Here is a 23390-nt window from a genome sequence, read left to right as displayed (position 1 = left end):
CGCCCCTACAGTTGGGACCATGTCCGACCAGCCCGCCGCGCCCGCCCGGCCGGAGTCCGTCCGGCTCCGTCAGTCCCTCGACGCGCTCCCCGCGTACGCGCCCGGCAAGCCCGCGACGGTCCGCGAGGGTCTCACCGCGTACAAGATCAGCAGCAACGAGAACCCGTACCCGCCGCTGCCGTCGGTGCTCGACGTCGTCCGCGACGCCGCGGCGTCGATGAACCGGTACCCCGACATGGCGGTCGCCGGGCTCACCGCCGCCCTCGCCGAGCGCCTCGACGTCCCCGCCGAGCGGATCACGACGGGGCCCGGCTCGGTCGGGGTCCTCGACCAGCTCGTCCGGGCGACGTGCGACGACGGGGACGAGGTCGTCTTCGCGTGGCGCTCGTTCGAGGCGTACCCGATCATCACGACGCTCGCGGGGGCGGTCCCCGTCATGGTGCCGCTCGCCCCCGGGGCCCGGCACGACCTCGACGCGATGGCCGACGCGATCACCGCCCGGACCCGGCTCGTCCTCGTGTGCACCCCGAACAACCCGACGGGGACGACCGTCGGCGCCGCCGAGCTCGAGGCGTTCCTCGACCGGGTCCCCACCGACGTGCTCGTCGTCATCGACGAGGCCTACCTCGAGTTCGTCGACGCCGACGACGCCCCGGACGCGATGGCGCTCCACCGGGCCCGGCCCAACGTCGCGGTCCTGCGCACCTTCTCCAAGGCGTACGGCCTCGCCGGGCTGCGGGTCGGGTACGCCGTCGCGCACGAGCCGGTCGCCCGCACCCTGCGCAAGACCGCGCTCCCGTTCGGGGTCAACTCGCTCGCGCAGGTCGCCGCCGTCGCCTCGCTCGAGGCCGCCGACGAGCTCGAGGTGCGCGTCAAGGACCTCGTCGCCGAGCGGGAGCGGGTCGTCGCCGCCCTGCGCGAGCAGGGCTGGGAGATCCCGGACCAGCAGGCGAACTTCGTGTGGTTCGACCTCGGCGAGGACACCCCCGCGTTCGCCGAGGCCTGCGAGGCCGAGGGCCTCACCGTGCGGCCGTACCTCACCGACGGGGTCCGGGCCACGATCGCGGAGCCGGAGGCCAACGACCGGCTCGTCGAGGTCGCGGGTCGGTTCCTCGCCGAGCGTCCCCGCACCTGACGTCCGCCTCCCCGGCGACCCGGGCGCGGGTCCATGACGTGCGTCAGGGACGCGGGACGGGCGGGGCGTCCGAGGCGCCGATCCGGCGGAGGACGAGGGCGAGCAGCCACAGCAGACCCGCGACGAGCACCAGCCCCCCGACGACGAGGACGCCGACCCGGGTGGCCCACGTGGCGAACCCGGCGGGGGCGCCGACGACCCGGGCGGAGGCGTCGGGGTCGGCAGCGGTGCACGCGAACGTGAGACGGCCCGAGGCGGGGACCGTGAGCTCGCTCTCGCCGACCCACCGACGGTCGCCGACGGTCACGGTCGACCCGATGAGGCTGCGGCGAGTGGGGACGTCGATGCCGCCTGCGTCCCGGACGACGCAGCGGACGTCGGCCCCGGGCGTGACCATGAGCAGCAGGTCCTTCCCCGCGGGCGCCGCCACGGTGACCGGCTCCTCGCCCGCTCGGACGAGGGCGACGGGAGCCACGAGGGCCTGCACGCCGCCGAGGAGCATGAGCACGACGGCGGCGAGGACGGCCAGGAGCCCGAGGACGGACGTCAGCCCGGCCGCCCACCACCAGCCGCGCGCCGGTCGGGGGCGGGTCGGTGCGGCGCCTGGTGGGATGCTCACGCGGGAACGGTAGCGCCGCGCCGCGACCGGCGAGGTCAGGGCAGGATGGTCGGATGCGGATCCTGCTGACCGGCGCGGCCGGCTTCATCGGCACGGCGACCTGGCGAGAGCTCGTCACCGACGGCCACGACGTCGTCGCCGTCGACCTCGTCATCCCCGAGGCGCACGGCGCCGCGACCCGCGAGGACCCGCCCCCGGCGGTGCACGTCCTCGACGTCCGGGAGGCCGGGGCGTGGGGAGACCTCTTCGCGGGGGTCGACGTCGTCGTGCACCTCGCGGCGATGGTCGGGGCGGGCGCGAGCGCCGCCGACCTGCCGCTCTACGCCGGGCACAACGACCTCGGGACCGCGGCCGTCCTCGCGGCGATGCACGCCGAGGGGGTCACCCGGTTCGTCCAGGCCTCGAGCATGGTCGTGTACGGCGAGGGCCGGTACTCGTGCCCCGAGCACGGGGTGCGGGCGCCGGGGCCGCGGACCGTCGAGGCGCTCGACGGTGGCGACTTCGACGTCCCGTGCCCGGTGTGCGGCGGTCCGCTCGAGTGGGCGCTCGTCGACGAGGACGCGCCGCTCGACCCCCGGAGCAGCTACGCGGTGAGCAAGGTGGCCCAGGAGGGCTACGCGACGGCGTGGGCCCGGCAGGCTCCCGGGGCGGCGGTCTCGCTGCGGTACCACAACGTCTACGGGCCGGGGATGCCGCGGGACACCCCCTACTCCGGTGTCGCGGCGATGTTCCGCTCCTCGCTGGAGCGCGCCGAGGCCCCGACGGTCTACGAGGACGGCCGCCAGATGCGCGACTTCGTCCACGTCGACGACGTCGCCCGCGCCAACCTCGCGGCCGCGCGGGCCGTCGGCGGGCTGGAGCCCGGCGAGCACCGTGCCTACAACGTGTGCTCGGGGCGGCCGATCGCCATCTCCGACGTGGCCCGGCACGTCGCGTCGGGGTCCGAGCACGGCCTCGCGCCGCGGGTGACGGGCCAGTACCGGCTCGGGGACGTCCGGCACGTCGTCGCCTCGCCGGAGCGTGCGGCGGCCGAGCTGGGCTTCACCGCGCAGGTGACGCCGGAGGAGGGTCTCGCCGCCTTCGCGACGGCACCGCTGCGGGCCTGAGCCGCGGACGCGGTCACCACACGTGGCGGACGGCGTGCTGGATCACCAGCGCCAGCACCCCCTGCGCGACGAGCCCCCACCGCTGCCAGCGCGGGGGCAGCCACAGGACGGCCAGCAGCATCCACGGCATGAACGGCAGCCAGATCCGCTCGACCTCGGCCTTGCTCATGAGGGAGGCGTCCGCGACCGCCACCATCGCGACCCCGGCGACGACGAGGGGTGCCACGGCGAGCTCCCAGCCTTGGGCCCGGGCCCTGCCGGCGGCCGTCGCGAGCCGCGCGACGGGTACCGACGCCGCGCCGAGCGCCGCGGGCAGGAGCAGCCCCGCGACGAGGAAGAGCGCCCCGACGTTGCCGAAGACCCAGTACCAGCCGGGCCGCTGGCTCGCCAGGCCCGCCCAGTAGCGCTCGTGGAGGACGGGGTAGGCGTCCCACCACGCGAAGCCGAGCGCCGCGAACACGAGGACGACCCCCAGGGCTGTGCCGGCCGTGACGACGGCGAGAACGGCGCGCTCGCGCAGGGACCCGCGCATCGCGACGAGGGCCCCGAGGGCGAGCAGCGCGGTGAGCCCCAGCCCGTAGGAGCACATGAGCCCCCACCCGAGCAGCAGCCCGGACACCACGCCCAGCCCGAGCCGCCGCCGCCCACCGGCCGCGCCGGCCGCCGCCAACGCCGCCATGCCCCACGCGACGATCGCCGCGAAGACGGCGTCCGCGGACACCGCCATGACGATCGCGGTCGGGGCGAGGACGAGGAACGGCAGTGCCCGGCGGGCGGCCTCGCGGGCGCCGAGCCGGTCGAGGGTCACGGCGACGGCCGCGGGCACCGTCGCGCCGACGGCGACGACGATGGGTCCGGCCACCTGCCAGGCCCCGAGCCCGATCCGGTCGAGGCCGATGAACATCAGGACCGCCCCGGGCGGGTGCCCCGCGAGGTGGACGGCCCAGTTGCCCTCGGCGTCGAGCGGGATCCGGGAGACGTACGTCCGCAGCATCTCGCCGACGTCGTCGATCATCCGGGCGCTCTCGAGGTACTCCGTCCCGTGGTTGAGGATCTTGCCCATCCCGTCGTAGCCGTCGACGAGGGCGAGGGAGACCATCCACACGATGCCGACGAGCCAGGACGTCCACAGCAGGTGCCGCCACGACAGCCGGTCGAGCGCCGCGTGCGTCCTCGGGTGGGCCGCCGCGGCGACGAGTCCGACGGCGACGACGCTGGACGGGCCGTAGCGCAGCATCCAGTCGCCGAGCAGCGGCTCGGCGCCGCCGGCCTTGACGACGACGCCGAACACCGGCGGGACGAGCATCGACACCGCGACGACGACGAGGCCGACACCCAGCCCCCAGACGGCCCGGCGTCCGGCGCGCGACCGGTCGACCCCGCTCGCGGACGCCGTCGTCGTCGGTGCGCTCGTCATGGGCCCCAGTCTGCCGGTCCGACCCTGGACGCCGGCTGGACGTCGCCGTCCCGTCCGCGCCGCCCCGAGATGTCCCGGGCCTGACCAGGGCCTAAAGTCGTCAGGTGATGACCACGTGCGACCTCGTCGTGCCCTGCCGTGACGAGGCAGCGGCCCTCCCCGGCGTCCTCGCCCTCGTCCCCGAGGGCATCCGTGTCGTCGTCGTCGACAACGGCTCGAGCGACGGCACCGCCGAGGTCGCCCGCTCGCTCGGGGCCCGCGTCGTCCACGAGCCGACGCCCGGGTACGGCGCCGCCGTGCACGCCGGCGTCGAGGCCGCGGACGCCGAGTTCGTCGGCGTCATGGACGGCGACGCCTCGATGGACCCGCGCGAGATCCTGCCGCTCCTCGAGGAGGTGCGCTCCGGCGTCGCGACGATGGCCGTCGGTCGGCGCCGGCCCACCCAGCGCGGGGTGTGGCCGTGGCACGCGCGGGCGGGCAACGCCCTCGTCCTCGCCTGGCTGCGTCGCCGCACCGGCCTCGGCGTCCACGACATCGCCCCGATGCGCGTCTGCCGCCGCCAGGACCTGCTCGACCTGGGTGTCGTCGACCGCCGCTTCGGCTACCCCGTCGAGCTGCTCGCCCGCGCGCAGCAGGCGGGCTGGACCATCACCGAGCACGACATCCGCTACAGCCCCCGGGCCGAGGGCACCCGGTCGAAGGTGTCCGGCTCGGTGAGCGGGACCGTGCGGGCGGCACGCGACTTCGCGAGGGTCCTGCCGTGAGGGGCAGCGTCCTCGTCATGGCCAAGGCCCCGGTGCCCGGCCGCGCCAAGACCCGCCTCGCCGCGACCGTGGGCCCCGAGGCGGCCGCCGACCTCGCGGCCGCCGCCCTGCTCGACACCCTCGAGGCGGGGGCTGCCGCGTACCCGACCGGCCGGCGCGTCCTCGCCCTCTCCGGCGACCTCGCCGACGCCGCCCGCGCCGCCGAGCTGCGCGCCGCGGCCGCCGGCTGGCTGGTCGTGCCCCAGTCCGGACAGGGCTTCGCGGAGCGGCTCGTCGACGGTCACCGCCAGGCGCACCGGCTCGCGGGCGGTCCCGTCGTCCAGGTCGGCATGGACACTCCGCAGGCCCACGCCGCCCACCTGCGCGGCGTCGCCGAGCTCGCGCACGACGCCGGCTCCCCGCTGCTCGGCCCGGCCGTCGACGGCGGCTGGTGGGTCCTCGTGACGACGCACCCCTCGCAGGCGAGCGTGCTCGCAGGGGTGCCGATGAGCCAGCCGGACACCGGTCGGCTCACCGCCGCGGCACTCCAGGCGGCGGGTCACGACGTCCTGGAGGGGCCCCTGCTGCGCGACGTCGACCACGTCGAGGACGCCGACGACGTCGCCGCCGCCGCCCCCCGCACCCGGTTCGCCCGGCGGTGGCGCGAGCTCGCACCCGCGCACCGGGAGGCCGGCACGACGGCGGACACCTCCGACTGACGCGACGGCTCAGTCCGCCTCGGACACCTCGTCGACGAGGAAGGGGAGCCCGTCCGGGCACTCCTCGTAGGGCGTGTCGTCCGGGGCGCCGCTCACCTCGACCCGGTCGCCCTCGGACACCGCCGGCACCTGCCCGCGCAGGGCCCACCGCTCGGCCGTGCCGTCGACGAGGACGTAGACGCACCCGTCCCCGATCGCGTCGACGACACCCGTCGCCGTCGTGAACATGCCGCGCTGACCCGGGTCCGACCCGGTGGGCGACGGGCTGTTCGGCGGCACCCGGCTGATCTCGGGCGTCGCCGTCTCCGACGGGGTCGGCGGGACGGCCCGGGACGCCGGGTCGTCGGCCGCGCCGCCGCCGCACCCGGCGAGGAGCAGGGCCAGCACGACGGGCACGCACGCCGTCGCGGCCGCCGCTCGGGCGGGGCGTCGGGACCGGGCTGCCGTCACCTGTCCCACTCTGCCCCTTCCCGGGACGGGGTGCACGGCGGGTACGGTAAGCCCGACACCGGCCGCGGCCGCTCGCGACACCCAGCACCGCGGCCCCGGCTCACCCGAGAACGGCCCCCGTCACCACGGGGCCCGGAGAAGGAGTGCCAGTGAGCGACAACGAGGTCGCCCCTCTCGAGACGGCGTTCGGCGTGGACCACCACGTGACGCGCGCCGAGGCCCCCGAGCGGTCCGCCCAGGAGGGCGGGCCCGAGATGGTGCAGCTGCTGTCCCCCGAGGGAGAGCGCGTCCCGAACCCCGAGCTCGACGCGATCGTCGACGACCTGTCCGACGAGGCCCTGCGCGGCCTCTACCGCGACCTCGTCCTCGTCCGGCGCTTCGACGCCGAGGCGACCGCGCTGCAGCGCCAGGGCGAGCTCGGCCTGTGGGCCAGCCTGCTCGGCCAGGAGGCCGCCCAGGTCGGGTCCGGCCGCGCGATGCGTCGCCAGGACTACGCCTTCCCCACGTACCGCGAGCACGGCGTCGCCTGGTGCCGCGGGGTCGACCCGGTGAACCTCCTCGGGATGTTCCGCGGCGTCAACCACGGCGGGTGGGACCCGAACGAGAAGAACTTCCACCTCTACACGATCATCATCGGCGCCCAGACGCTCCACGCGACGGGCTACGCGATGGGCGTGCAGCGCGACGGCGACGTCGGGACCGGCGACGACCGTCGTGACACCGCCGTCATCGCCTACTTCGGCGACGGCGCCACCTCGCAGGGCGACGTGTCCGAGTCGCTCGTCTTCGCCGGCGTCAACAACAGCCCGGTCGTCTTCTTCTGCCAGAACAACCAGTGGGCCATCTCGGAGCCGAACGAGAAGCAGACCCGGGCGCCGCTGTGGCACCGCGCCCGGGGCTTCGGCTTCCCCGGCATCCGGGTCGACGGCAACGACGTCCTCGCGGTCTACGCCGTGACGAAGCAGGCCCTCGACGCCGCCCGCACCAGCCAGGGCCCGACGTTCGTCGAGGCCTTCACGTACCGGATGGGCGCGCACACGACGTCCGACGACCCGACGAAGTACCGCGTCTCGGCCGAGGTCGAGGTGTGGAAGCACCGTGACCCCATCGAGCGCTACAAGCGCTGGCTCACGACGACCGGCACGGCCGACACCGACTTCTTCGACGCCGTCGACGCCGAGGCCGTCGAGCTCGGCGCCTCGGTCCGCGAGCGTTGCCTGTCGATGCCCGACCCGGACCCGACCGAGATGTTCGACCACGTCTACGCCGACGCCCACCCGGTGACGGCGCGCGAGAAGGAGTGGTTCGCCGGCTACCACGCCTCGTTCGAGGAGGAGGTGTCCCGATGACCCCGACGACGCTGGCCAAGGGCATCACCTCGGGGCTGCGGGCCGCGATGGAGGAGGACCCCAAGGTCGTCCTCATGGGCGAGGACATCGGCAAGCTCGGGGGCGTCTTCCGGGTCACCGAGGGCCTCCAGAAGGACTTCGGCGAGGACCGGGTCATCGACACCCCGCTCGCCGAGGCCGGGATCATGGGCACGGCGATCGGGATGGCCCTGCGCGGCTACCGGCCGGTCGTCGAGATCCAGTTCGATGGCTTCGTCTACCCCGCGTTCGACCACATCGTGAGCCAGGTCGCCAAGCTGCGGGCCCGCTCGCTCGGGTCGGTCGCGATGCCGCTCGTCATCCGCATCCCGTTCGGCGGCGGCATCGGCGCCGTGGAGCACCACAGCGAGTCGAACGAGGCGTACTTCGCGCACACCGCGGGACTGCGGGTCGTCGCGGTGTCGAACCCGCACGACGCCCACTGGATGATGCGCCAGGCGATCGCGAGCGACGACCCGGTCGTCTTCTACGAGCCCAAGCGCCGGTACTGGGACAAGGGCGAGCTCGGCGACGGCCCCGACGGGGACCTCGGCACCGCCCGGGTCCTGCGCGAGGGCAGCGACGTCACGCTGCTCGCCTACGGCCCGATGGTCAAGACCTGCCTCCAGGCCGCGCAGGCGGCGGAGGAGGAGGGCCGATCGGTCGAGGTCGTCGACCTCCGCTCGCTGTCGCCGCTCGACGAGGAGACGGTCCTCGCCTCGGCCCGCCGCACCGGCCGGGTCGTCGTCGTCCACGAGGCGTCGACGTTCCTCGGGATGGGCTCGGAGATCTCCGCGCTCGTCTCGGAGCAGGCCTTCTACTCGCTCGAGGCGCCGGTCCTGCGGGTCGGTGGCTACAACGTCCCCTACCCGCCCAGCCGGCTCGAGGAGGAGTTCCTCCCCGACCTCGACCGCGTCCTCGACGCCGTCGACCGTTCGCTGGCCTACTGAGAGGCGGTGCGCCATGGCTGTCCGCGAGTTCAAGCTGCCCGACCCCGGTGAGGGGCTGACCGAGGCCGAGATCGTGACGTGGAACGTCGCGCCCGGCGACACCGTCGCCGTCAACGACGTCGTCGTCGAGATCGAGACGGCGAAGTCCCTCGTCGAGCTGCCGGTGCCCTTCGCGGGCGTCGTCGGCGAGCTCCTCGTCGCCGTGGGCGACACCGTCGAGGTCGGCACCCCGATCATCACCGTCGACGACGGGACCGGAGGCTCCCCGGCGCCGGCCGCCCCCGCCGCCGGCTCCGCCGACGCGACCGACGCCGCCGGGTCCTCCGATGGGGCGGCGGACGCCGCCGAGGCCAACAGCGAGGGCAGGAGCGAGGGGTCGATGAGCGGCCGCACGGCGGTCCTCGTCGGCTACGGCGTCAAGCAGACCGAGGCCAAGCGACGCCCCCGCAAGCAGCAGGCGCCCGCCGGCACCGGGGCGACGGACGCCGTCCCCACCCCCGCGCCCGACGGCGACCCCGCCCCGGCCCCCGAGGCGTCCGCCCCGGCACCGGACGTCACGTCCGCGTCGTCCGCATCCGGCGGGGAGCGCACCCGCGCGCTCGCCAAGCCGCCGGTCCGCAAGCTCGCGAAGGACCTCGGGGTCGACCTCGGCTCCGTCACGCCGTCCGGCGACGGCGGGGTCGTGACCCGGGCCGACGTCGAGGCCGCGGCCTCCGCGTCGCACGACGACGCCCCGACGCACGACACCGCGGCCACCGGCCCGTCGACGCCCTCGACCCCGCGTCGGGACGCCCCGACCGGCGGCGAGACCCGCGTCCCCGTCAAGGGCGTGCGGAGGATGACGGCGCAGGCGATGGTCGACTCGGCCTTCACGGCGCCGCACGTCACGGAGTGGGTCGACGTCGACGTCACGGCGACGATGGAGCTCGTCGAGCGGCTCAAGGCCGACCGCGAGTTCGCCGACGTCAAGGTCACCCCGCTGCTCGTCGTCGCCAAGGCGATGTGCCTCGCGGCCCGTCGTCACCCCGACGTCAACGCGTCGTGGGACGAGGCGGCCCAGGAGATCGTCGTCAAGCACGACGTCAACCTCGGCATCGCCGCCGCGACGCCCCGGGGGCTCGTCGTCCCGAACGTCAAGGACGCGGGCCGGATGTCGATGCTCGAGCTCGCCCAGGCCCTCGGCGCCCTCACCGCCACCGCCCGCGAGGGGCGCACCCCGCCCGCGGACATGGCCGGCGGGACGATGACGATCACGAACGTCGGCGTCTTCGGCGTCGACGCCGGGACCCCGATCCTCAACCCGGGCGAGGCCGCGATCCTCGCCGTCGGGTCGATCACCCGGAAGCCGTGGGTCGTCGGCACCGGTGCCGACGAGCGGATCGAGCCGCGCTGGGTCACGACCCTCGCGCTGTCCTTCGACCACCGCCTCGTCGACGGCGAGCTCGGCTCCCGCTTCCTCGCGGACGTCGCCGCGGTCCTGCGCGACCCCGCCCGCGGGCTCGTCTGGGGCTGAGCGTGACGGACGGTCAGCGCGGGGTCGTCTTCCCGCAGGTCGAGGGCAGGCGGTCCACCGCCGCCCTCGGCCGGGCCGTCGTCGCCGACGCGCTGCGCCGGGTCGACCCCGTCGGGGCCGCCGCGGCCGAGCGCGAGACGAACTGGCGCAGCGGCTACCCCGTGCACTTCCGCCGGCTGGTCGAGGCCGGGTTGGGCAGCTACGGCGACGCCCGGACGATCGCCGACGCCGGCCTCGCGGCAGTCCACGGGCGGATGCGGTGGTCGCCCGACGGCGAGGACGACCTGCCGCTCGCGTCCGCGGTCGGCGGCGCGGTCGGCAGCACGCACGACCTTCTCGACACCGAGGTGCTCGAGGGGTCCGGCGAGCCCGACACCGCCCTCACCGTGCCCTACCGCGGCCCCCGGCTCGCCGGGGACGACCTGCGCCGGCAGCTCGACACGTGGGTCGACACCGGCGTCGTCGAGCCGAGCCTGCGCGACGCCGTGACCCGGGTGGTCGAGAACCCGCCGTGGCTCCGGCTCGAGGGGCGGACCGTCGTCGTCCTCGGGGCCGCGGCGGAGATGGGCCCGCTGCGCTCCCTGCTGCGCTGGGGCGCGACCGTCGCCGCCGTCGACCTTCCCCGCCCCGAGGTCTGGGAGCGGCTGCGTGCCGACACCACCGACCTCGCCGGCCGCCTCGTCGTCCCGGTGCGCGCCGGGACCGGCGACCTCACCGCACGGGCGGGCCTGGACCTGCTCCACGACCTGCCGACCGCGACCGCCTGGGTCACCGCGCTCGACGGGCCGCTCGTCCTCGGGAACTACGTGTACGCGGACGGCGCGACGAACGTGCGGGTGAGCACGGCCGTCGACGCGATGACCGAGGCCGTGCGGCACCAGCGTCCGGACACGGCGCTGTCCTTCCTCGCGACGCCGACCGACGTCTTCGCCGTGCCGGGCGAGGCCGTCGCGGCGAGCGTCGACGCGTACGCCCACCGCCGCACCTCGAAGGTGCTGCGGGTGCCGCTGCGGACGGTGTCCGGTGGCCGGCTGCTGCGGCGCAACTACGTGCCGGGCTCCGACCCGGGCGTCAACGACTCCGTCGTGCCGCAGCAGGGACCGAACTACCTCCTCGCCAAGCGGATCCAGCGCTGGCGGGCGACGAGCGCCCGGGCGTCCGGCGCACACGTGTCGTTCACCGTCGCCCCGCCGACCCGCACGCGGTCCGTCGTGAAGAACCGCGCGCTCGCTGCGGCGTACTCCGGCGCGCACCGCTTCGGCGTCGAGGTCTTCGAGCCGGGGACGGCGAACACGCTCATGGCGGCACTGCTCGTCCACGACCTGTGCGCCCGGCCGCCGGCCCAGGACCACCCGTGGCAGGACGAGGCGCAGGCGGCGGCCCACGGTGGGCTGTGGCGGTGCGCGTACGCACCCGGCAGCGCCCTGGGGCTCGCCGCCGTGCTCGGCGCCGCCTCCCGCCCCTGAGGCCTCCCGTCCGTCAGCCGGGGTCGCCGGGGCGGCCCCGGCCGGCGAGCCGGGCGGCCTGCCGGCGCAGGTGGTCCCGCTCGTCGACGCGGGTCGCCGCCTCCGCCGCCTCCCGGTAGAGCCGCGCCGCGTCCGCGGGCCGGTCGCTTCGCTCGTGGAGGTAGGCCGACACGGCGGCGTACCGGGGCATCTCCGGGTCGAGACTCACGAGCGCCGCGAGCCCGGCCGGACCGCCGTCGGCCTCCCCGACGGCGACGGCCCGGGCCAGCCGGTGCACCGGGCTGTCGGTGATCGCGACGAGCTCGTCGTACCACTCGACGACCTGCACCCAGTCGGTCTCCTCGGTGCTGCGGGCGTCGGCGTGCAGTGCGGCGACGGCCGCCTGGGCCTGGTACTCCCCGAGCCGGTCCTGCGCGAGCGCCCGCTGCAGGACGGCCACGCCTTCCGCCGCCATCGCCTCGTCCCAGCGTGACCGGTCCTGCTCCGCGAGCGGGACGAGCCGGCCCTCGGCGTCGGTGCGTGCGGACCGCCGGGCGTGGGTGAGGAGCACGAGGGCGAGCAGCCCGGCGACCTCGGGCTCGTCGGTGAGCCCCGCGAGCCGCCGGGTGAGCCGCACCGCCTCCGTCGCGAGGTCCACGTCCCCGGCGTAGCCCTCGGAGAAGACGAGGTAGAGGACCCGCAGGACGGTCCCGAGGTCGCCCGGCTCGTCGAGCCGCCGCCCCGCGACGGTCCGCTTCGCCCGGCTGATCCGCTGCGCCATCGTCGCCTCCGGGACGAGGTACGCCCGGGCGATCTGCCGGGTCGTGAGCCCGCCGACCGCGCGCAGGGTCAGCGCGACGGCGGCCGAGGGGCCGAGCGACGGGTGCGCGCACCGGAAGAACAGCTCGAGCGTGTCGTCCCGCTGCAGCGCCGGACCGGGGGCGGGCTCCTGCTCCACCCGCTCCTCCCGGGTGCGCCGTGCCGCGTCGGAGCGGACGGCGTCGAGGTGGCAGCGCCAGGCGACGGTGACGAGCCACGCCTTCGGGTCGCGTGGCGGGTCGTCCTCCCACGCCGTGAGGCCGCGGACGAGCGCCTCCTGGACGGCGTCCTCGGCCTCGGTGAAGTCGGCACCCCGGCGGACGAGGGCGGTGACGACCTCGGGGACGACGTCGCGCACGAGCGCGGCGTCGACCCCGGGGTGGTCCTCGCTCACGCCGAGGTCGTCCCGTTCGGCCGGTCGTCGAGGAACGGGCGCACCTCGAGCCACTCGCCGAGCGGGCGGCCCCCGGCGGCGGGGGCGGCGGACAGCTCACCGGCGAGCTCGACGGCCCGTTCGCGGCTGTCGACGTCGACGACCATCCAGCCGGCGACGAGGTCCTTCGTCTCCGCGAACGGGCCGTCGACGACCGGCGGCTTCCCCTCGCCGTCGAACCGGACCCACATCCCGTCGGGGGACAGGGCCTGGGCGTCGACGAACTCGCCGGACTCGCGGAGGCGGTCGGCGAAGTCGTCCATGAACCGGATGTGCGCGTCGACCTCCTCCTGCGTCCACCGGTCCATCGGCACGTCGTTCACCGGCGCGGGGCCGCCCACGTAGTGCTTGAGGAACAGGTACTTGGCCATCGGTGACTCCTTCTGCTCGTGCGGCCCATTCTGGCCACGCTCACCCCTGGGACGGAGCCGACGGGACGTTCTCGACATCCGCGCGCGACCGACGTCCGACCCCGGTCGCGACGGCGACGCCGACGGTGGCGACGAGGATGCCGGCGACCTCGCGGACGCCGAGGGTGTCGCCGAAGAAGAGGAACGCGAGGACCGCGGTCACCGGCGGGCAGACGAAGAACAGGCTCGCCGACGCCCCGGCCCCACCGCTGCGGACGAGGCTGCCGAGCAGCAGCAGCCCGGCGACCGAGTTGACGAGCGCCAGCCACAGCACCGACACGACGCCGAGGCGCACGTCCGGGACGGAGTGCACCCCCTCGAGGAGCACCGCGAGCAGACCGAGCGGCGGGACGCAGACGGCGAACTGGACCGTCGCGGCCCACCACGGGTCCGGGGGTGCGGTGTCGACGTCCCGCACCCCGGCGCCGTACCAGCGCTGCCCGAGGGTCCCGAGGCTCAGGGCGAGCAGGCTGAGCAGCCCGAGCACGACGCCGACCGGTCCGCCCGCCTCGTCGACGTCGGGTCCGAGGACGAGGACCACCCCGACGACGCCGAGGACGAAGCCCGCGACCTGGACCCGGGTCAGCCGCTCGTGGAGGACGACCCCGGCGAGCAGCGCCGTGAGCACGGGGCTCAGGGCGTGCAGCAACGAGGCGAGCGTGGCGCCCATCCCCGCGTCGAACGCGAGGTACATGAGCGCGAAGACGGCGCCGTTCATCGCCAGCCCGACGACCGCGACCCGGCCGAGCACGGCACCCCGCAGCCGCATCGGACCGCGCAGCCGCCTCGCGAGCACCGCGGTGACGAGCGCCGCGAGGACGAAGCGGACGGTGAGCGAGGTGAACGGCTCCAGCGCCTCGACGGCCGCCGGCCCGGCGATGTACCCGGAGCACCAGACGAGGACGAAGGCCGCGGCCGGGACGACGGGAAGGGCGCGGGTCGGCAGCGGGGTCGTCACACCGGCAGCCAACCACGGCGGTGGGCGCTCGCGTCCCGTCGGTCCGGACGGGTCACCCACCCTCCCCGGGGGTCGTCGGAGCGTGGTGCGGGGTCGCCCGCCGCCCCGTGGGCGGCGCTCCGCGGCACGGTCAGCGCCAGACGGCGTTCGTCCGCTCCACGAGGTCGTCGACGACGCCCTCGACCTCGCCGGTCCGCTCGAAGGCGGCGCGCTGCCGGGCGGCGCCGGCGCCGGAGGACACCCGGCGGACCCCCTCCTCGACGAGCTCGAGGTCCCCCGCCTCCTCGAGCGGCTCCCGGACGACCTCGACCAGCCGGCCGAGGACGTCGGTCGCCTTCGCCGGCTCCCCGGTCTCGGGGTCGAGGAGGCGGTCGGCGAGGGCGTACCGGGCGGCCCGCCACTGGGCGGCGCGCAACAGCTCCGCACGCCAGACGTAGTCGGCCGACCGGCCCGCGGCGGTGCGCTCCTCGTCGTCCGCGGCAGCGCGGGCCGCCGCCCGGGTGACGAGCGCCCGGACGAGCGCCGCGACGAGCACGGCGTTGTCCGGGTCGGTGCACACGTCGCTGATCCGCACCTCGACCGTCGGGTGGTCGGCGGCGAGCCGGGCGTCGAAGTAGAGCATCCCGTCGTCGCGGGCGGCGCCCGAGGCGCGCATCGACGCGCTGACCCTGCGGTAGGTCTCGAGGTCGCCGAAGGGCTCGGTCGGGCCGGCGCTCGGCCACTGGGCCCACACCTGCGAGCGCCACGAGGCGTAGGAGGTGTCGTGGCCCTGGTAGAACGGCGAGTTCGCCGTCGTCGCGAGGACGACCGGCAACCACGGGACGACCTGGTCGATGACCGCCACCCCCTCCTCCGGTGAGGCGACCCAGGTGTGGACGTGCATCCCGCACGTGCCCTGCGGGCGGGCGGTCTCGCCGAACCGGCCGAGCATGTCGCGGTACCGGTCGTCGGCGGTGACGCGGGGGTCGGGTCCCGCCGTCGGGACGGTGCCGGACGCCATCGTCACGAGCCCGGCCGACGCGGCCGACTCCGCCGCGAGGCGACGGCCGCGGACGAGGTCGGCGCGCAGGTCCTCGAGCGACCGGTGCGGCGGGGTGCGGGTCTCCAGCTGGTGCTTGAACAGCTCCGCCCCGAGGTCGTCGGGGTCGGCCTCGGGCTCGTTGCGGGCGAAGTGCTTGAGGACCTCGGGCGAGCGGGGTGAGCTCGTGCGGGTTTCGGGGTCGACGAGGAACAGCTCCTCCTCGACCCCGACGGTGCGGACGGACATGCGGGTCCTCTCGGGGCGGGCCGGGTCCGGACGCTCGCGCCCGGCCCTGCGCCGGTGCTGCGGCGCACGGCCCTGTCCGCCCGATCCAACACCACGCGGGCGGCCGACGGGGTGTTCGTGCGTCCCGGCCCCGTGGTCCTGACCTGCGACGACGGCCGCCACCGTTCCCTCGCCGCGTGGCCAGGGTCCCTCGCCGCGTCGCCAGGGCGGGACCACGGCACCGCCGCGACCCCGGGACGGGACCCTCGTCGACCGGGGCGAGGACCCGGCGCCGCCCGCCCGACCCCGGCGGAGGATGATGACGCCGTGACCCGACCCGACGGCCGCAGCCTCGACGTGCTCGCCATCCCCGCGATGCTGGGCGTCGGCGCCCTCGTCGCCGTCCAGTCCCAGATCAACGGCACCCTCGCCGGGCGGCTCGGCGAGGGCCTGCGGTCCGGGGCCCTCGCGGCCGTCATCTCCTTCGGCTCCGGGCTGGTCGTCCTCGCGGTCGTCGCCGCCCTGCGCCCCGGGGTCCGCCGCGGCTTCTTCGCGGTCCCGCGCCTCGTCCGCGACGGGCGGCTGCGCTGGTGGCAGCTCGTCGGCGGCGCGGCCGGAGCGCTGCTCGTCGCCTCGCAGAGCATCACCGTCGGCACGATCGGCGTCGCGCTCTTCACCGTCGCCGTCGTCGCCGGCCAGACGAGCACCGCCGCCCTCGTCGACCACCTCGGCCTCGGCCCGTCGGGGCGGCAGGCGGTGACCCGCGGCCGGCTCGTCGGGGCCGTCGTCACGCTCGTCGCCGTCGTCGTGAGCGTCGCCGGCCGGCTCGGTGGGTCCGGCGGGATCGGGCTCGCCGTCGCCCTGCTCGCGCTCCTGCCCCTCGTCGCCGGGGCCGGGACGTCCTTCCAGCAGGCGGTCAACGGCCGGGTGTCGCACGAGACCGGGCCGATCGCCGCCGCGCTCAACAACTTCACCGTCGGGACGACCGTCCTCGTCCTGCTCCTGCTCGCCGCCCTGCTGCTCCCCGGGCGGATCGACGGGCTGCCCGGCACGTGGTGGCTCTACCTCGGCGGCCTCGTCGGGGTGCTCTTCATCACCGCCGCCGCGGCGCTCGTCAAGGTGCACGGCGTCCTGGTCCTCGGGCTCTGCACGATCGCCGGCCAGGTCGTCAGCTCCGTGCTCATCGACGCCGCGCTCGGTGAGCACCTCGGTGTCGGCACCCTCGTCGGGGCCGCCCTCGCCCTCGTGGGGGTGGGCATCGGCTTCCTCACGACCCGCACCCGCCAGGAGCGGCCGGAGCCGGCCGACGCCTCTGCCCTGCGGTGACGTGACGCGCCGACGTCCCGCCCTGGCGGACGGCGAGTCGCGCCACCCAGGCCGGGCCGCGAGCACCATCCGCGTTGGGCTCCCCGCACGACGGTGGGGACGGGACCGGCGGGGCATGATGGGTCGATGAGCTCGTCATCGATGCCGAAGCGCCCGTCCGACCCCCTCGACCTCGTCGACGTCGACGCGATGCTCACCGACGAGGAGCGGGCCATCCGCTCGACGGTGCGCCAGGTGTGCGACGACCTCGTCGAGCCGCACGTCGTCGACTGGTACGAGAAGGGCGACCTGCCCGCCCGCGACCTCGCGCTGGAGTTCGGCAAGGTCGGCCTGCTCGGGATGCACCTCGAGGGCTACGGCTGCGCGGGGATGTCGTCGGTCGACTACGGCCTCGCCTGCCTCGAGCTCGAGGCGAGCGACTCCGGCATCCGCTCCCTCGTCTCGGTCCAGGGCAGCCTCGCGATGTACGCGATCCACGCCTACGGCAGCGAGGAGCAGAAGCAGGAGTGGCTGCCCCGGATGGCGACCGGTGAGGCCATCGGCTGCTTCGGTCTCACCGAGCCCGACCACGGCTCGGACCCGGCCTCGATGCGCACCCGCGCCCGCAAGGACGGCGAGGACTGGGTGCTCGACGGCGGCAAGCTGTGGATCACGAACGGCACGATCGCCGACGTCGCCGTCGTCTGGGCCAACGCCGGGGAGGAGAACGGCGGCATCCGCGGCTTCGTCGTCCCCACGGACACCCCCGGGTTCTCCGCGCACGAGATCACCCACAAGATGTCGCTGCGCGCCTCGGTCACGGCCGAGCTCACCCTCGAGGGCGTCCGGCTGCCCGCCGACGCCGTCCTGCCGGAGGTCCGGGGCCTCAAGGGGCCGCTGGGCTGCCTCACCGAGGCCCGGTTCGGGATCATCTGGGGCTGCCTCGGCGCCGCCCGGACCGCGCTCGAGGCGGCCCGCCGGTACTCGACCGAGCGCACCCAGTTCGACCGGCCGATCGCCGGCTTCCAGCTGACCCAGGCCAAGCTCGCGCACATGTCGACCGAGCTGCAGCTCGGACGGCTGCTCGCCCTCCACCTCGGCCGACGCAAGGACACCGTCGGCCTGCGCCCCGAGCAGGTCTCGGTCGGCAAGTACAACAACGTGACGAAGGCGATCGAGATCTGCCGGACCGCGCGGACCGTCCTCGGCGGGAACGGGATCAGCGGCGAGTACCCCGTGATGCGGCACGCGAACAACCTCGAGTCCGTCCTCACCTACGAGGGCACCGTCGAGATGCACACCCTCGTCATCGGCCAGGCGCTCACCGGGGAGTCCGCCTTCCGCTGACCCCCGCACCCCTCGCCCGGAACCGGTTTGTCGGAGCGGGTCACGCGGCGTGAGGATGAGGGGCCGGCCCCCGCCGGCACCCACCCGCGCCGCCTGCCGTGGCGCCCGTCCGACGGAGACGCCGTGTTGTCCGCCTACGCCCCGCTGTTCCGCGTCCCCGGCGTCGTGCCGTTCGTGACCGGCACGATGGTCGCCCGCGTCGGCGGGGCGATGTTCGGCGTCGCGGTCGTCGTCATGGTGAGCGAGCGCCAGGGCTCGTACGGGATCGCCGGGGCGGTCTCCGCCGTCGGTCTCACGGCGCTCGCCGTCGCCGGGCCGCTGCTCGGCCGGCTCGTCGACCGGCACGGCCAGCGCCGGGTCGCCCTGCCGTTCGTCGGCCTCTCGCTCCTCTTCAGCCTCGCGACGGCCTACGCGTCGGCGACCCTCGCCCCGGTCTGGACCCTCTTCGTCCTCTACGCGGTCAGCGCGTTCCTGCCCGAGCCGGGACCGATGTCGCGGGCCCGCTGGGCGCACCTGGTCGGGGACGACCCGGACCGCCTGCACACCGCGATGTCGTTCGAGCAGGTCGCCGACGAGGCGTCCTTCGTCCTCGGCCCGGTCCTCGCGGTGCTCACGGCGACGTTGTGGTTCCCGGAGGCGGGGCTGCTCCTCGCGACCGCGTTCTTCACGGTCGGGATGCTCGTCTTCCTCTCCGCCCGGGCGACCGAGCCGCCGGTGTTCCCGCACGCGGAGCGCCCCGCCGGGCTCGCCGTCCGGTGGCCCGGCGTCCTCGTCGTCGCGCTCGTCCTCACGATGACCGGGATGATCTTCGGCGCCAACGAGGTCGTCGCCGTCGCGTACACCGAGGCGCAGGGCAACAGCAGCCTGTCCAGTCTCGTCCTCGGGATGTTCGCCCTCGGCTCCACCCTCGCCGGTGTCGTCGTCGGCAGCCGGAGGGTGCGCTGGCCACTGACCCGCCGGCTGCTCGTCGCCGCGACGCTCATGTGCGTCCTCGAGGTCCCGGCCCTGTTCGTCACGAGCACGTGGCAGCTCGCCGTCGTCATGTTCGTCGCCGGCTCCGCGACGGCGCCGATGCTCATCACCGGGCTCTCGCTGGCCCAGCGGCTCGTCCCTCCGGCGCTCATGACCGAGGGGATGGCGGTCGCCGTGACCGGCATCCTCATCGGCATCGCCGCCGGGTCCGCCGTCGGCGGCTGGGCCGTCGAGGTGCTCGGCCCGCAGCGGGCCTACCTCGTCCCCGTGCTCGCCGGGCTCGTCGCCGTCGTCCTCGCCGCCGTGCGCTACCGCGCACTGGACCGCGCGGACACGGCCCGCACGCGGACCCCCGCCCCGGTCGGCTGACCCGCGTCTCCGCCGGTGAGCCACCCACCGCCGGGTGAGCCACCCCCGCTGGGTACGTCACCCACCGCCGGGTGGGCCATCGACGACGCCGGCCCCCGTCGCGTGACGGGGGCCGGCGTCGGGTGCTGCCGCGGAGGTCGCGGCGCCGGTCAGGCGCGCGGCACCCCCGGTGACGCCTCGACGGCCGGCTCCTCGGGGGCGGCCCGGTCGCGGGTGCCCTCCCTCGAGGGCTCGTCGGCGGACGGGGCCGTCGACGCGACCGTGGCGGGCTCGCCGGCCGGAGCCGCCGCGGAGGCGCCACGTGCGGCCTCGGCGCGCTCGCTGTAGGCCGACCCCGAGCGCAGCTCGACGCTCGGCAGCCGCAGCATGATGAGGAACCCGATGACCATGACGGCGGCGCCGACGAGGAACACGAGGTCCATCGCGTCGGAGAAGCCGACGAGGAACGGCCGGGCGAGCGCCGGGTCGAGGCTGGAGAGGAACGAGGAGTCGTTGAGCACGCCGCTCGCCGCGGTCGCCCCACCGTCCCCGCTCTGGGCGGCCTGCTGGATGGCCGTCGCGACCTGGTTGTCGACCGTCCCGGCCGGGGCCTGGAGGCCGTCGCGGACGGCGGCCTGGAACTCCGGGGAGGACCCGCTGGCCGCGAAGGCCTGCGCGATCCGGTCCGGCACGGTGGAGAAGAGGATCGACAGGAAGACCGCGGTCCCGATCGTGCCGCCCATCTGCCGGGTGAAGGTCGCCGTCGCCGTCGCGACGCCGATCTGCTGCGGCGGCACGGCGTTCTGCACCGCGAGGGTCAGCGGCTGGAAGTTGAAGCCGAGGCCGAGGCCGAAGACGGCCATGACGAGCATCGTCTGCCACAGCGGGGTGTCGTAGGACACGAAGTGGAAGCCGAAGAGGCCGAGGACGAGCAGCCCCGAGCCGACGACCGGGAAGATCCGGTAGCGCCCGGTGCGGGAGATGATCTGGCCGGAGACGATGGAGCCGGTCATGATGCCGCCGACGAGCGGGATCATCTGCAGGCCGGCCTCCGTGGGGGTCGAGCCCTTGACGATCTGGAGGTAGAGCGGCAGGGCGGCGAGCCCACCGAACATCGCGATGCCGATGACGACGGAGGCGGCCGAGGAGACCCCGACGGTGCGGTTGCGGAAGATCCGCAGCGGCAGGATCGCCTCCTCGCCCATCCGGGTCTCCTGCCACACGAAGGCGGCGGCGGCGAGCGCCGACAGGACGTACGCAGCGATCGAGCGCCCGGAGTCCCAGCCCCACGTGCGGCCCTGCTCGAGGACGACGAGCAGCGGCACGAGCGCGGCCGACAGGAGGGTCGCGCCCAGCCAGTCGATGCGGTGGTCCAGGCGCTGGTGGCTGAGCTTGAGGGTGCGGGAGACGACGACGAGGGCGGCGAGGCCGATCGGGACGTTGACGAGGAAGACCCAGCGCCAACCGGTGATGCCGAGGATGGAGTCGGTCCCGGCGAAGAAGCCGCCGATGACCGGCCCGGCGACGCTCGAGGTGCCGAACACGGCGAGGAAGTAGCCCTGGTACTTGGCGCGCTCGCGCGGCGGGACGATGTCGCCGATGATCGCGAGGGCGAGCGACATGAGGCCGCCGGCGCCGAGGCCCTGGACGGCACGGAACGCCGCGAGGCCGTACATCGAGCCGGCGAACGAGGCGGCCGCCGAGCCGACGACGAAGATCGAGATGGCGAACAGGAAGAGGTTCTTGCGGCCGTAGATGTCGCCGAGCTTGCCGTAGAGCGGGGTGACGATCGTCGCCGTCACGAGGTAGGCGGTCGTCGCCCAGGCCTGCTGGTCCAGGCCCTGGAGGTCGTCGGCGATGGTGCGGATCGAGGTCGCGACGATCGTCTGGTCGAGGGCCGCGAGGAACATCCCCATCATGAGGCCGACGAGGATCGTCACGATCTGGCGGTGGGTCATCCGGCCGTCGCCGGGTTCGGGCTCTGCGGCGGCGACGTGCCGGCCGGTGGCGGGCGCGCCCGCGGCGTGCTGGGGGGTGCTCATGCGTCGTCCCTCTGGGTCGTGGTGGTCAGGTGGGTCTCGAGGTCCCCGGCGAGACGCGCCAGGTGGCCGGTGAGGTCGCGGACGTCGTCGTCCGTCCAGTCGGTGAGGAGCTGCCGGAGCCAGCGGTCCCGCCCGGCCCGGATGTCGGCGAGCAGGCCGAGCCCGGACTCGCCGATCGACAGGGCGTGGGCCCGCCGGTCCTCGGGGTCGGGGCCACGCTCGACGAAGCCGAGGTCGACGAGGGTGCTCACCTGCCGGCTCACCGTCGACACGTCGGCATGGACGGCCTCGGCCAGTGCGGACACCCGCATCGGGCCCTGCGCCAGGTGGTGCAGCAGGGGGTAGGCCATCGGGTCGACGAGCGGGTGCTGGCGGGGCTGGCGCTGGCGCGCCACCGTGAGCAGCTTGACGACGCGGACGAGCTGGTCCCCGAGGTCGGTCGTGACCGGCCGGGTCGTGTCGGTGGTCGGCACGGGCGCTCCTCTCTGATCAGTTGCTTGCAGCATACAACTATCAAGGGGCGGGTGACATTCCCGCACGGGCGGACATGCCGTCGTCGTCGGCCCGAGCGGTGCCGGTACGGCGACGACGTGGTGCCGGCGTGGCGCCCGGACCCGGGCCGGGTCAGGCCTCGGAGGCCCCGAGCTCGCGGAGCAGGTTCTGCGCGAAGCGCTGGCCCATCCCGCCGACGACGCCCTTCATCCCGGCCTGGACGCCGGAGCGGGCGATCTTGGGGAACGGCAGGTCGACACTGATCTCCATCGAGGTCTCGAGCCGGGTGCCGTCCTCGTGCTCGCTCAGGTCGTACCAGCCTTCGACGGCGGCCGACTCCTTGCCGTCGGCGGCGTCCGGGTCGTGGTGGAACTCCATCCGCCGTGGCTCGTCGAAGCTCATCCGCTCCGTGAAGGTGAAGGAGAAGGACTTCCCGAGGATCGGGATCTTCTGCAGCTCCCACACCCAGTGCTCGCCGCGCTCGGTGACCCGCTCGAGGAACGGGGTGAGGCGGGCGACGGTGTCCGGGTCGCTGATCTTGGCCCAGACCTCCTCGGGCGTCGCCGTGACGACGGCCTCGTTGCGGGTCGAGGTCGTGAAGGTGGTCATCGGGTCCTCGCTGGGGTCGGGGGCGGGGAGGGGCTCTTGGAGGCGGAGGCTCGGCGGTCGGACGGCGTGGCCAGGGGCGGGACGGTGCGTGGGTGTCAGGGGGTGATGGCCATCGCCGTGAGGACGGCGGCCGCGACGTCCTCGTCGCCGGAGACGGTGACGTGGAGGTCCTCCGGGGCGCGGCGCCCGCCCGCGAGCCGCATCGCGACCCGGGTCGACATCGAGAGCGACGTCGTCACGACGTCCTCGTGCTCCTCGGTGCCGCCGGTGAACAGCGGCACCCCGACGTTGCGCCCGTCCTGGGCCTCGACCCGCACCCCGTCGCGGCCGACCGTCGGCCCGGTGAGGTCGAGCACGACGGCGTGCCCCGGCGGCACGGCGGCGTCCTTCGCGACGACCCGGCCGAGACCGCGGAAGAGGACGGCGACGCTGGACGCGGCGGCCGGGGAGTCGAGCCCGCCGGGCCGCTCGAGCGCCTCACGGAGGTCCTGCTCGTGCATCCACACGTCGAAGGTCCGCGTCGTCACGAGGTCGCGCAGCGTCGTCGGACCGAACGGCCCCCGGACCGGCTCCTCGCCGTTGACGCCCTCTCCGCGGTAGACCTCGAGGCGCTCCGCGAGCCGCCACTCGAGCTCGTCGAGGACGTCCTCGAGGGTCCGGCCGCGGCGGGACTCGACGAGCTTCTCGATCCAGGCCCCGAACTCGGAACGGACGTGCGGCAGGCCCGAGACGTCGACGTCGGGGGTGGCCTCGCCGGCGATCCCGGCCTCGGCGCTCGCGACGTGGGCGATCTGGTCCTGGACGGTCCACCCGGGGCAGTCGGTGGCGAGGCCCGCGTCGTCCGGGCGGATCGTGCGCCCCAGGTCGACGACCGACTGCACGGTCTGCGCCCAGGCCGCGACGATCTCGGGGAAGGTCGAGGGCGGCGGCGGGTGCAGCGGCATG

22 protein-coding genes are annotated in these 23390 nt (G+C 75.1%); 11 read left to right on the top strand and 11 right to left on the bottom strand.

Features of this window, described 5'->3' with window-relative positions; translation table 11 throughout:
• Window positions 1–19: 19 nt before the first annotated feature.
• Window positions 20–1135: a histidinol-phosphate transaminase gene (gene hisC, locus KC207_RS13020; RefSeq protein WP_211603681.1), complete on the top strand. Its 1116-nt coding sequence runs from the start codon at window positions 20–22 to the stop codon at window positions 1133–1135.
• 43 nt (window positions 1136–1178) lie between these two features.
• Here hisC and KC207_RS13015 read toward each other — a convergent pair whose 3' ends face one another.
• Window positions 1179–1754 (bottom strand): hypothetical protein, encoded by a 576-nt coding sequence (locus KC207_RS13015; RefSeq protein WP_211603679.1) that lies wholly within the window; start codon window positions 1752–1754, stop codon window positions 1179–1181.
• A gap of 53 nt (window positions 1755–1807) precedes the next feature.
• On the opposite strand from KC207_RS13015, the gene KC207_RS13010 reads away from it, so the two are divergent.
• The gene (locus KC207_RS13010; RefSeq protein WP_211603677.1) at window positions 1808–2860 is read left to right on the top strand and encodes an NAD-dependent epimerase/dehydratase family protein; all 1053 of its coding nucleotides are present in this window, start codon (window positions 1808–1810) and stop codon (window positions 2858–2860) included.
• A gap of 13 nt (window positions 2861–2873) precedes the next feature.
• Here the strand turns inward: KC207_RS13010 and KC207_RS13005 are convergent, their stop codons facing one another.
• Window positions 2874–4277, bottom strand: coding sequence for a hypothetical protein (locus tag KC207_RS13005; protein WP_211603675.1), 1404 nt, complete (start codon window positions 4275–4277; stop codon window positions 2874–2876).
• Window positions 4278–4384: 107 nt separating this feature from the next.
• Between KC207_RS13005 and KC207_RS13000 the strand changes: the two genes are divergently transcribed.
• Both KC207_RS13000 and KC207_RS12995 read left to right on the top strand, forming a co-directional pair.
• Complete coding sequence (locus KC207_RS13000; protein WP_211603673.1) at window positions 4385–5041, top strand: glycosyltransferase family 2 protein; 657 nt, start codon at window positions 4385–4387, stop codon at window positions 5039–5041.
• A complete protein-coding gene (locus KC207_RS12995) occupies window positions 5038–5739 on the top strand; it encodes a TIGR04282 family arsenosugar biosynthesis glycosyltransferase (RefSeq protein WP_211603670.1) in 702 nt (233 codons plus the stop codon). The genes KC207_RS13000 and KC207_RS12995 overlap by 4 nt, the downstream gene beginning before the upstream one ends.
• A 9-nt stretch (window positions 5740–5748) precedes the next feature.
• Here KC207_RS12995 and KC207_RS12990 read toward each other — a convergent pair whose 3' ends face one another.
• The gene (locus KC207_RS12990) at window positions 5749–6189 is read right to left on the bottom strand and encodes a hypothetical protein (RefSeq protein ID WP_211603668.1); all 441 of its coding nucleotides are present in this window, start codon (window positions 6187–6189) and stop codon (window positions 5749–5751) included.
• Window positions 6190–6338: 149 nt separating this feature from the next.
• Here KC207_RS12990 and pdhA point away from each other — a divergent pair, with 149 nt between their 5' ends.
• The 4 genes from pdhA to KC207_RS12970 are packed head-to-tail and all read left to right on the top strand — an operon-like array spanning window position 6339 to window position 11485.
• Window positions 6339–7538, top strand: coding sequence for a pyruvate dehydrogenase (acetyl-transferring) E1 component subunit alpha (gene pdhA / locus KC207_RS12985; RefSeq protein WP_437179135.1), 1200 nt, complete (start codon window positions 6339–6341; stop codon window positions 7536–7538).
• On the top strand, window positions 7535–8506 hold the full coding sequence (locus KC207_RS12980; protein WP_211603666.1) for an alpha-ketoacid dehydrogenase subunit beta: 972 nt from the start codon (window positions 7535–7537) through the stop codon (window positions 8504–8506). Before pdhA ends, KC207_RS12980 begins: the two co-directional genes overlap by 4 nt.
• A 13-nt stretch (window positions 8507–8519) precedes the next feature.
• Window positions 8520–10019, top strand: coding sequence for a dihydrolipoamide acetyltransferase family protein (locus tag KC207_RS12975; protein ID WP_211603664.1), 1500 nt, complete (start codon window positions 8520–8522; stop codon window positions 10017–10019).
• Between the two features lie 2 nt (window positions 10020–10021).
• Entirely contained in the window at window positions 10022–11485 is a 1464-nt protein-coding gene (locus tag KC207_RS12970; RefSeq protein ID WP_211603662.1) for a hypothetical protein, read from the top strand.
• Window positions 11486–11498: 13 nt separating this feature from the next.
• On the opposite strand, the gene KC207_RS12965 is transcribed toward KC207_RS12970, so the two are convergent.
• From KC207_RS12965 to KC207_RS12950, 4 genes are all read right to left on the bottom strand, one after another.
• Window positions 11499–12677, bottom strand: coding sequence for an RNA polymerase sigma factor (locus tag KC207_RS12965; RefSeq protein WP_211603660.1), 1179 nt, complete (start codon window positions 12675–12677; stop codon window positions 11499–11501).
• Window positions 12674–13087: a YciI family protein gene (locus tag KC207_RS12960; RefSeq protein ID WP_211603658.1), complete on the bottom strand. Its 414-nt coding sequence runs from the start codon at window positions 13085–13087 to the stop codon at window positions 12674–12676. Before KC207_RS12960 ends, KC207_RS12965 begins: the two co-directional genes overlap by 4 nt.
• A 40-nt stretch (window positions 13088–13127) precedes the next feature.
• The gene (locus KC207_RS12955; RefSeq protein ID WP_211603657.1) at window positions 13128–14084 is read right to left on the bottom strand and encodes a DMT family transporter; all 957 of its coding nucleotides are present in this window, start codon (window positions 14082–14084) and stop codon (window positions 13128–13130) included.
• Window positions 14085–14214: 130 nt separating this feature from the next.
• The gene (locus tag KC207_RS12950) at window positions 14215–15351 is read right to left on the bottom strand and encodes a carboxylate-amine ligase (RefSeq protein ID WP_211603655.1); all 1137 of its coding nucleotides are present in this window, start codon (window positions 15349–15351) and stop codon (window positions 14215–14217) included.
• Window positions 15352–15657: 306 nt separating this feature from the next.
• Between KC207_RS12950 and KC207_RS12945 the strand changes: the two genes are divergently transcribed.
• From KC207_RS12945 to KC207_RS12935, 3 genes are all read left to right on the top strand, one after another.
• Complete coding sequence (locus KC207_RS12945) at window positions 15658–16656, top strand: DMT family transporter (protein WP_249138734.1); 999 nt, start codon at window positions 15658–15660, stop codon at window positions 16654–16656.
• Window positions 16657–16782: 126 nt separating this feature from the next.
• Window positions 16783–17982, top strand: a complete 1200-nt coding sequence (locus KC207_RS12940) for an acyl-CoA dehydrogenase family protein (RefSeq protein WP_249138733.1) — start codon at window positions 16783–16785, stop codon at window positions 17980–17982.
• A 123-nt stretch (window positions 17983–18105) separates the two neighbouring features.
• Entirely contained in the window at window positions 18106–19323 is a 1218-nt protein-coding gene (locus KC207_RS12935; RefSeq protein ID WP_211603653.1) for an MFS transporter, read from the top strand.
• 149 nt (window positions 19324–19472) lie between these two features.
• Here KC207_RS12935 and KC207_RS12930 read toward each other — a convergent pair whose 3' ends face one another.
• From KC207_RS12930 to KC207_RS12915, 4 genes are all read right to left on the bottom strand, one after another.
• The gene (locus tag KC207_RS12930; protein ID WP_437179134.1) at window positions 19473–21344 is read right to left on the bottom strand and encodes an MDR family MFS transporter; all 1872 of its coding nucleotides are present in this window, start codon (window positions 21342–21344) and stop codon (window positions 19473–19475) included.
• Complete coding sequence (locus tag KC207_RS12925; protein WP_249138732.1) at window positions 21341–21817, bottom strand: MarR family winged helix-turn-helix transcriptional regulator; 477 nt, start codon at window positions 21815–21817, stop codon at window positions 21341–21343. Before KC207_RS12925 ends, KC207_RS12930 begins: the two co-directional genes overlap by 4 nt.
• A gap of 151 nt (window positions 21818–21968) precedes the next feature.
• The gene (locus KC207_RS12920) at window positions 21969–22445 is read right to left on the bottom strand and encodes an SRPBCC family protein (protein ID WP_211603651.1); all 477 of its coding nucleotides are present in this window, start codon (window positions 22443–22445) and stop codon (window positions 21969–21971) included.
• A gap of 95 nt (window positions 22446–22540) precedes the next feature.
• On the bottom strand, window positions 22541–23389 hold the full coding sequence (locus tag KC207_RS12915) for a maleylpyruvate isomerase family mycothiol-dependent enzyme (RefSeq protein ID WP_211603649.1): 849 nt from the start codon (window positions 23387–23389) through the stop codon (window positions 22541–22543).
• Window position 23390 lies beyond the last annotated feature (1 nt).

It is taken from the genome of Phycicoccus avicenniae (assembly GCF_018139485.1).
In the GTDB taxonomy this organism is placed as follows: Bacteria; Actinomycetota; Actinomycetes; order Actinomycetales; family Dermatophilaceae; genus Phycicoccus; species Phycicoccus avicenniae.
This window is presented reverse-complemented; position numbering and strand designations above follow the sequence as displayed.

Coding starts and splice junctions, on each gene's coding strand:
- KC207_RS12915 (WP_211603649.1), bottom strand. CDS start 23,389: ATGCCGCTGCACCCGCCGCCGCCCTCGACCTTCCCCGAGATCGTCGCG.
- hisC (WP_211603681.1), top strand. CDS start 20: ATGTCCGACCAGCCCGCCGCGCCCGCCCGGCCGGAGTCCGTCCGGCTC.
- KC207_RS13010 (WP_211603677.1), top strand. CDS start 1,808: ATGCGGATCCTGCTGACCGGCGCGGCCGGCTTCATCGGCACGGCGACC.
- KC207_RS13000 (WP_211603673.1), top strand. CDS start 4,385: ATGACCACGTGCGACCTCGTCGTGCCCTGCCGTGACGAGGCAGCGGCC.
- KC207_RS12950 (WP_211603655.1), bottom strand. CDS start 15,351: ATGTCCGTCCGCACCGTCGGGGTCGAGGAGGAGCTGTTCCTCGTCGAC.
- KC207_RS12975 (WP_211603664.1), top strand. CDS start 8,520: ATGGCTGTCCGCGAGTTCAAGCTGCCCGACCCCGGTGAGGGGCTGACC.
- KC207_RS12930 (WP_437179134.1), bottom strand. CDS start 21,344: ATGAGCACCCCCCAGCACGCCGCGGGCGCGCCCGCCACCGGCCGGCAC.
- KC207_RS13005 (WP_211603675.1), bottom strand. CDS start 4,277: ATGACGAGCGCACCGACGACGACGGCGTCCGCGAGCGGGGTCGACCGG.
- KC207_RS12920 (WP_211603651.1), bottom strand. CDS start 22,445: ATGACCACCTTCACGACCTCGACCCGCAACGAGGCCGTCGTCACGGCG.
- KC207_RS12940 (WP_249138733.1), top strand. CDS start 16,783: ATGAGCTCGTCATCGATGCCGAAGCGCCCGTCCGACCCCCTCGACCTC.
- KC207_RS12980 (WP_211603666.1), top strand. CDS start 7,535: ATGACCCCGACGACGCTGGCCAAGGGCATCACCTCGGGGCTGCGGGCC.
- KC207_RS12960 (WP_211603658.1), bottom strand. CDS start 13,087: ATGGCCAAGTACCTGTTCCTCAAGCACTACGTGGGCGGCCCCGCGCCG.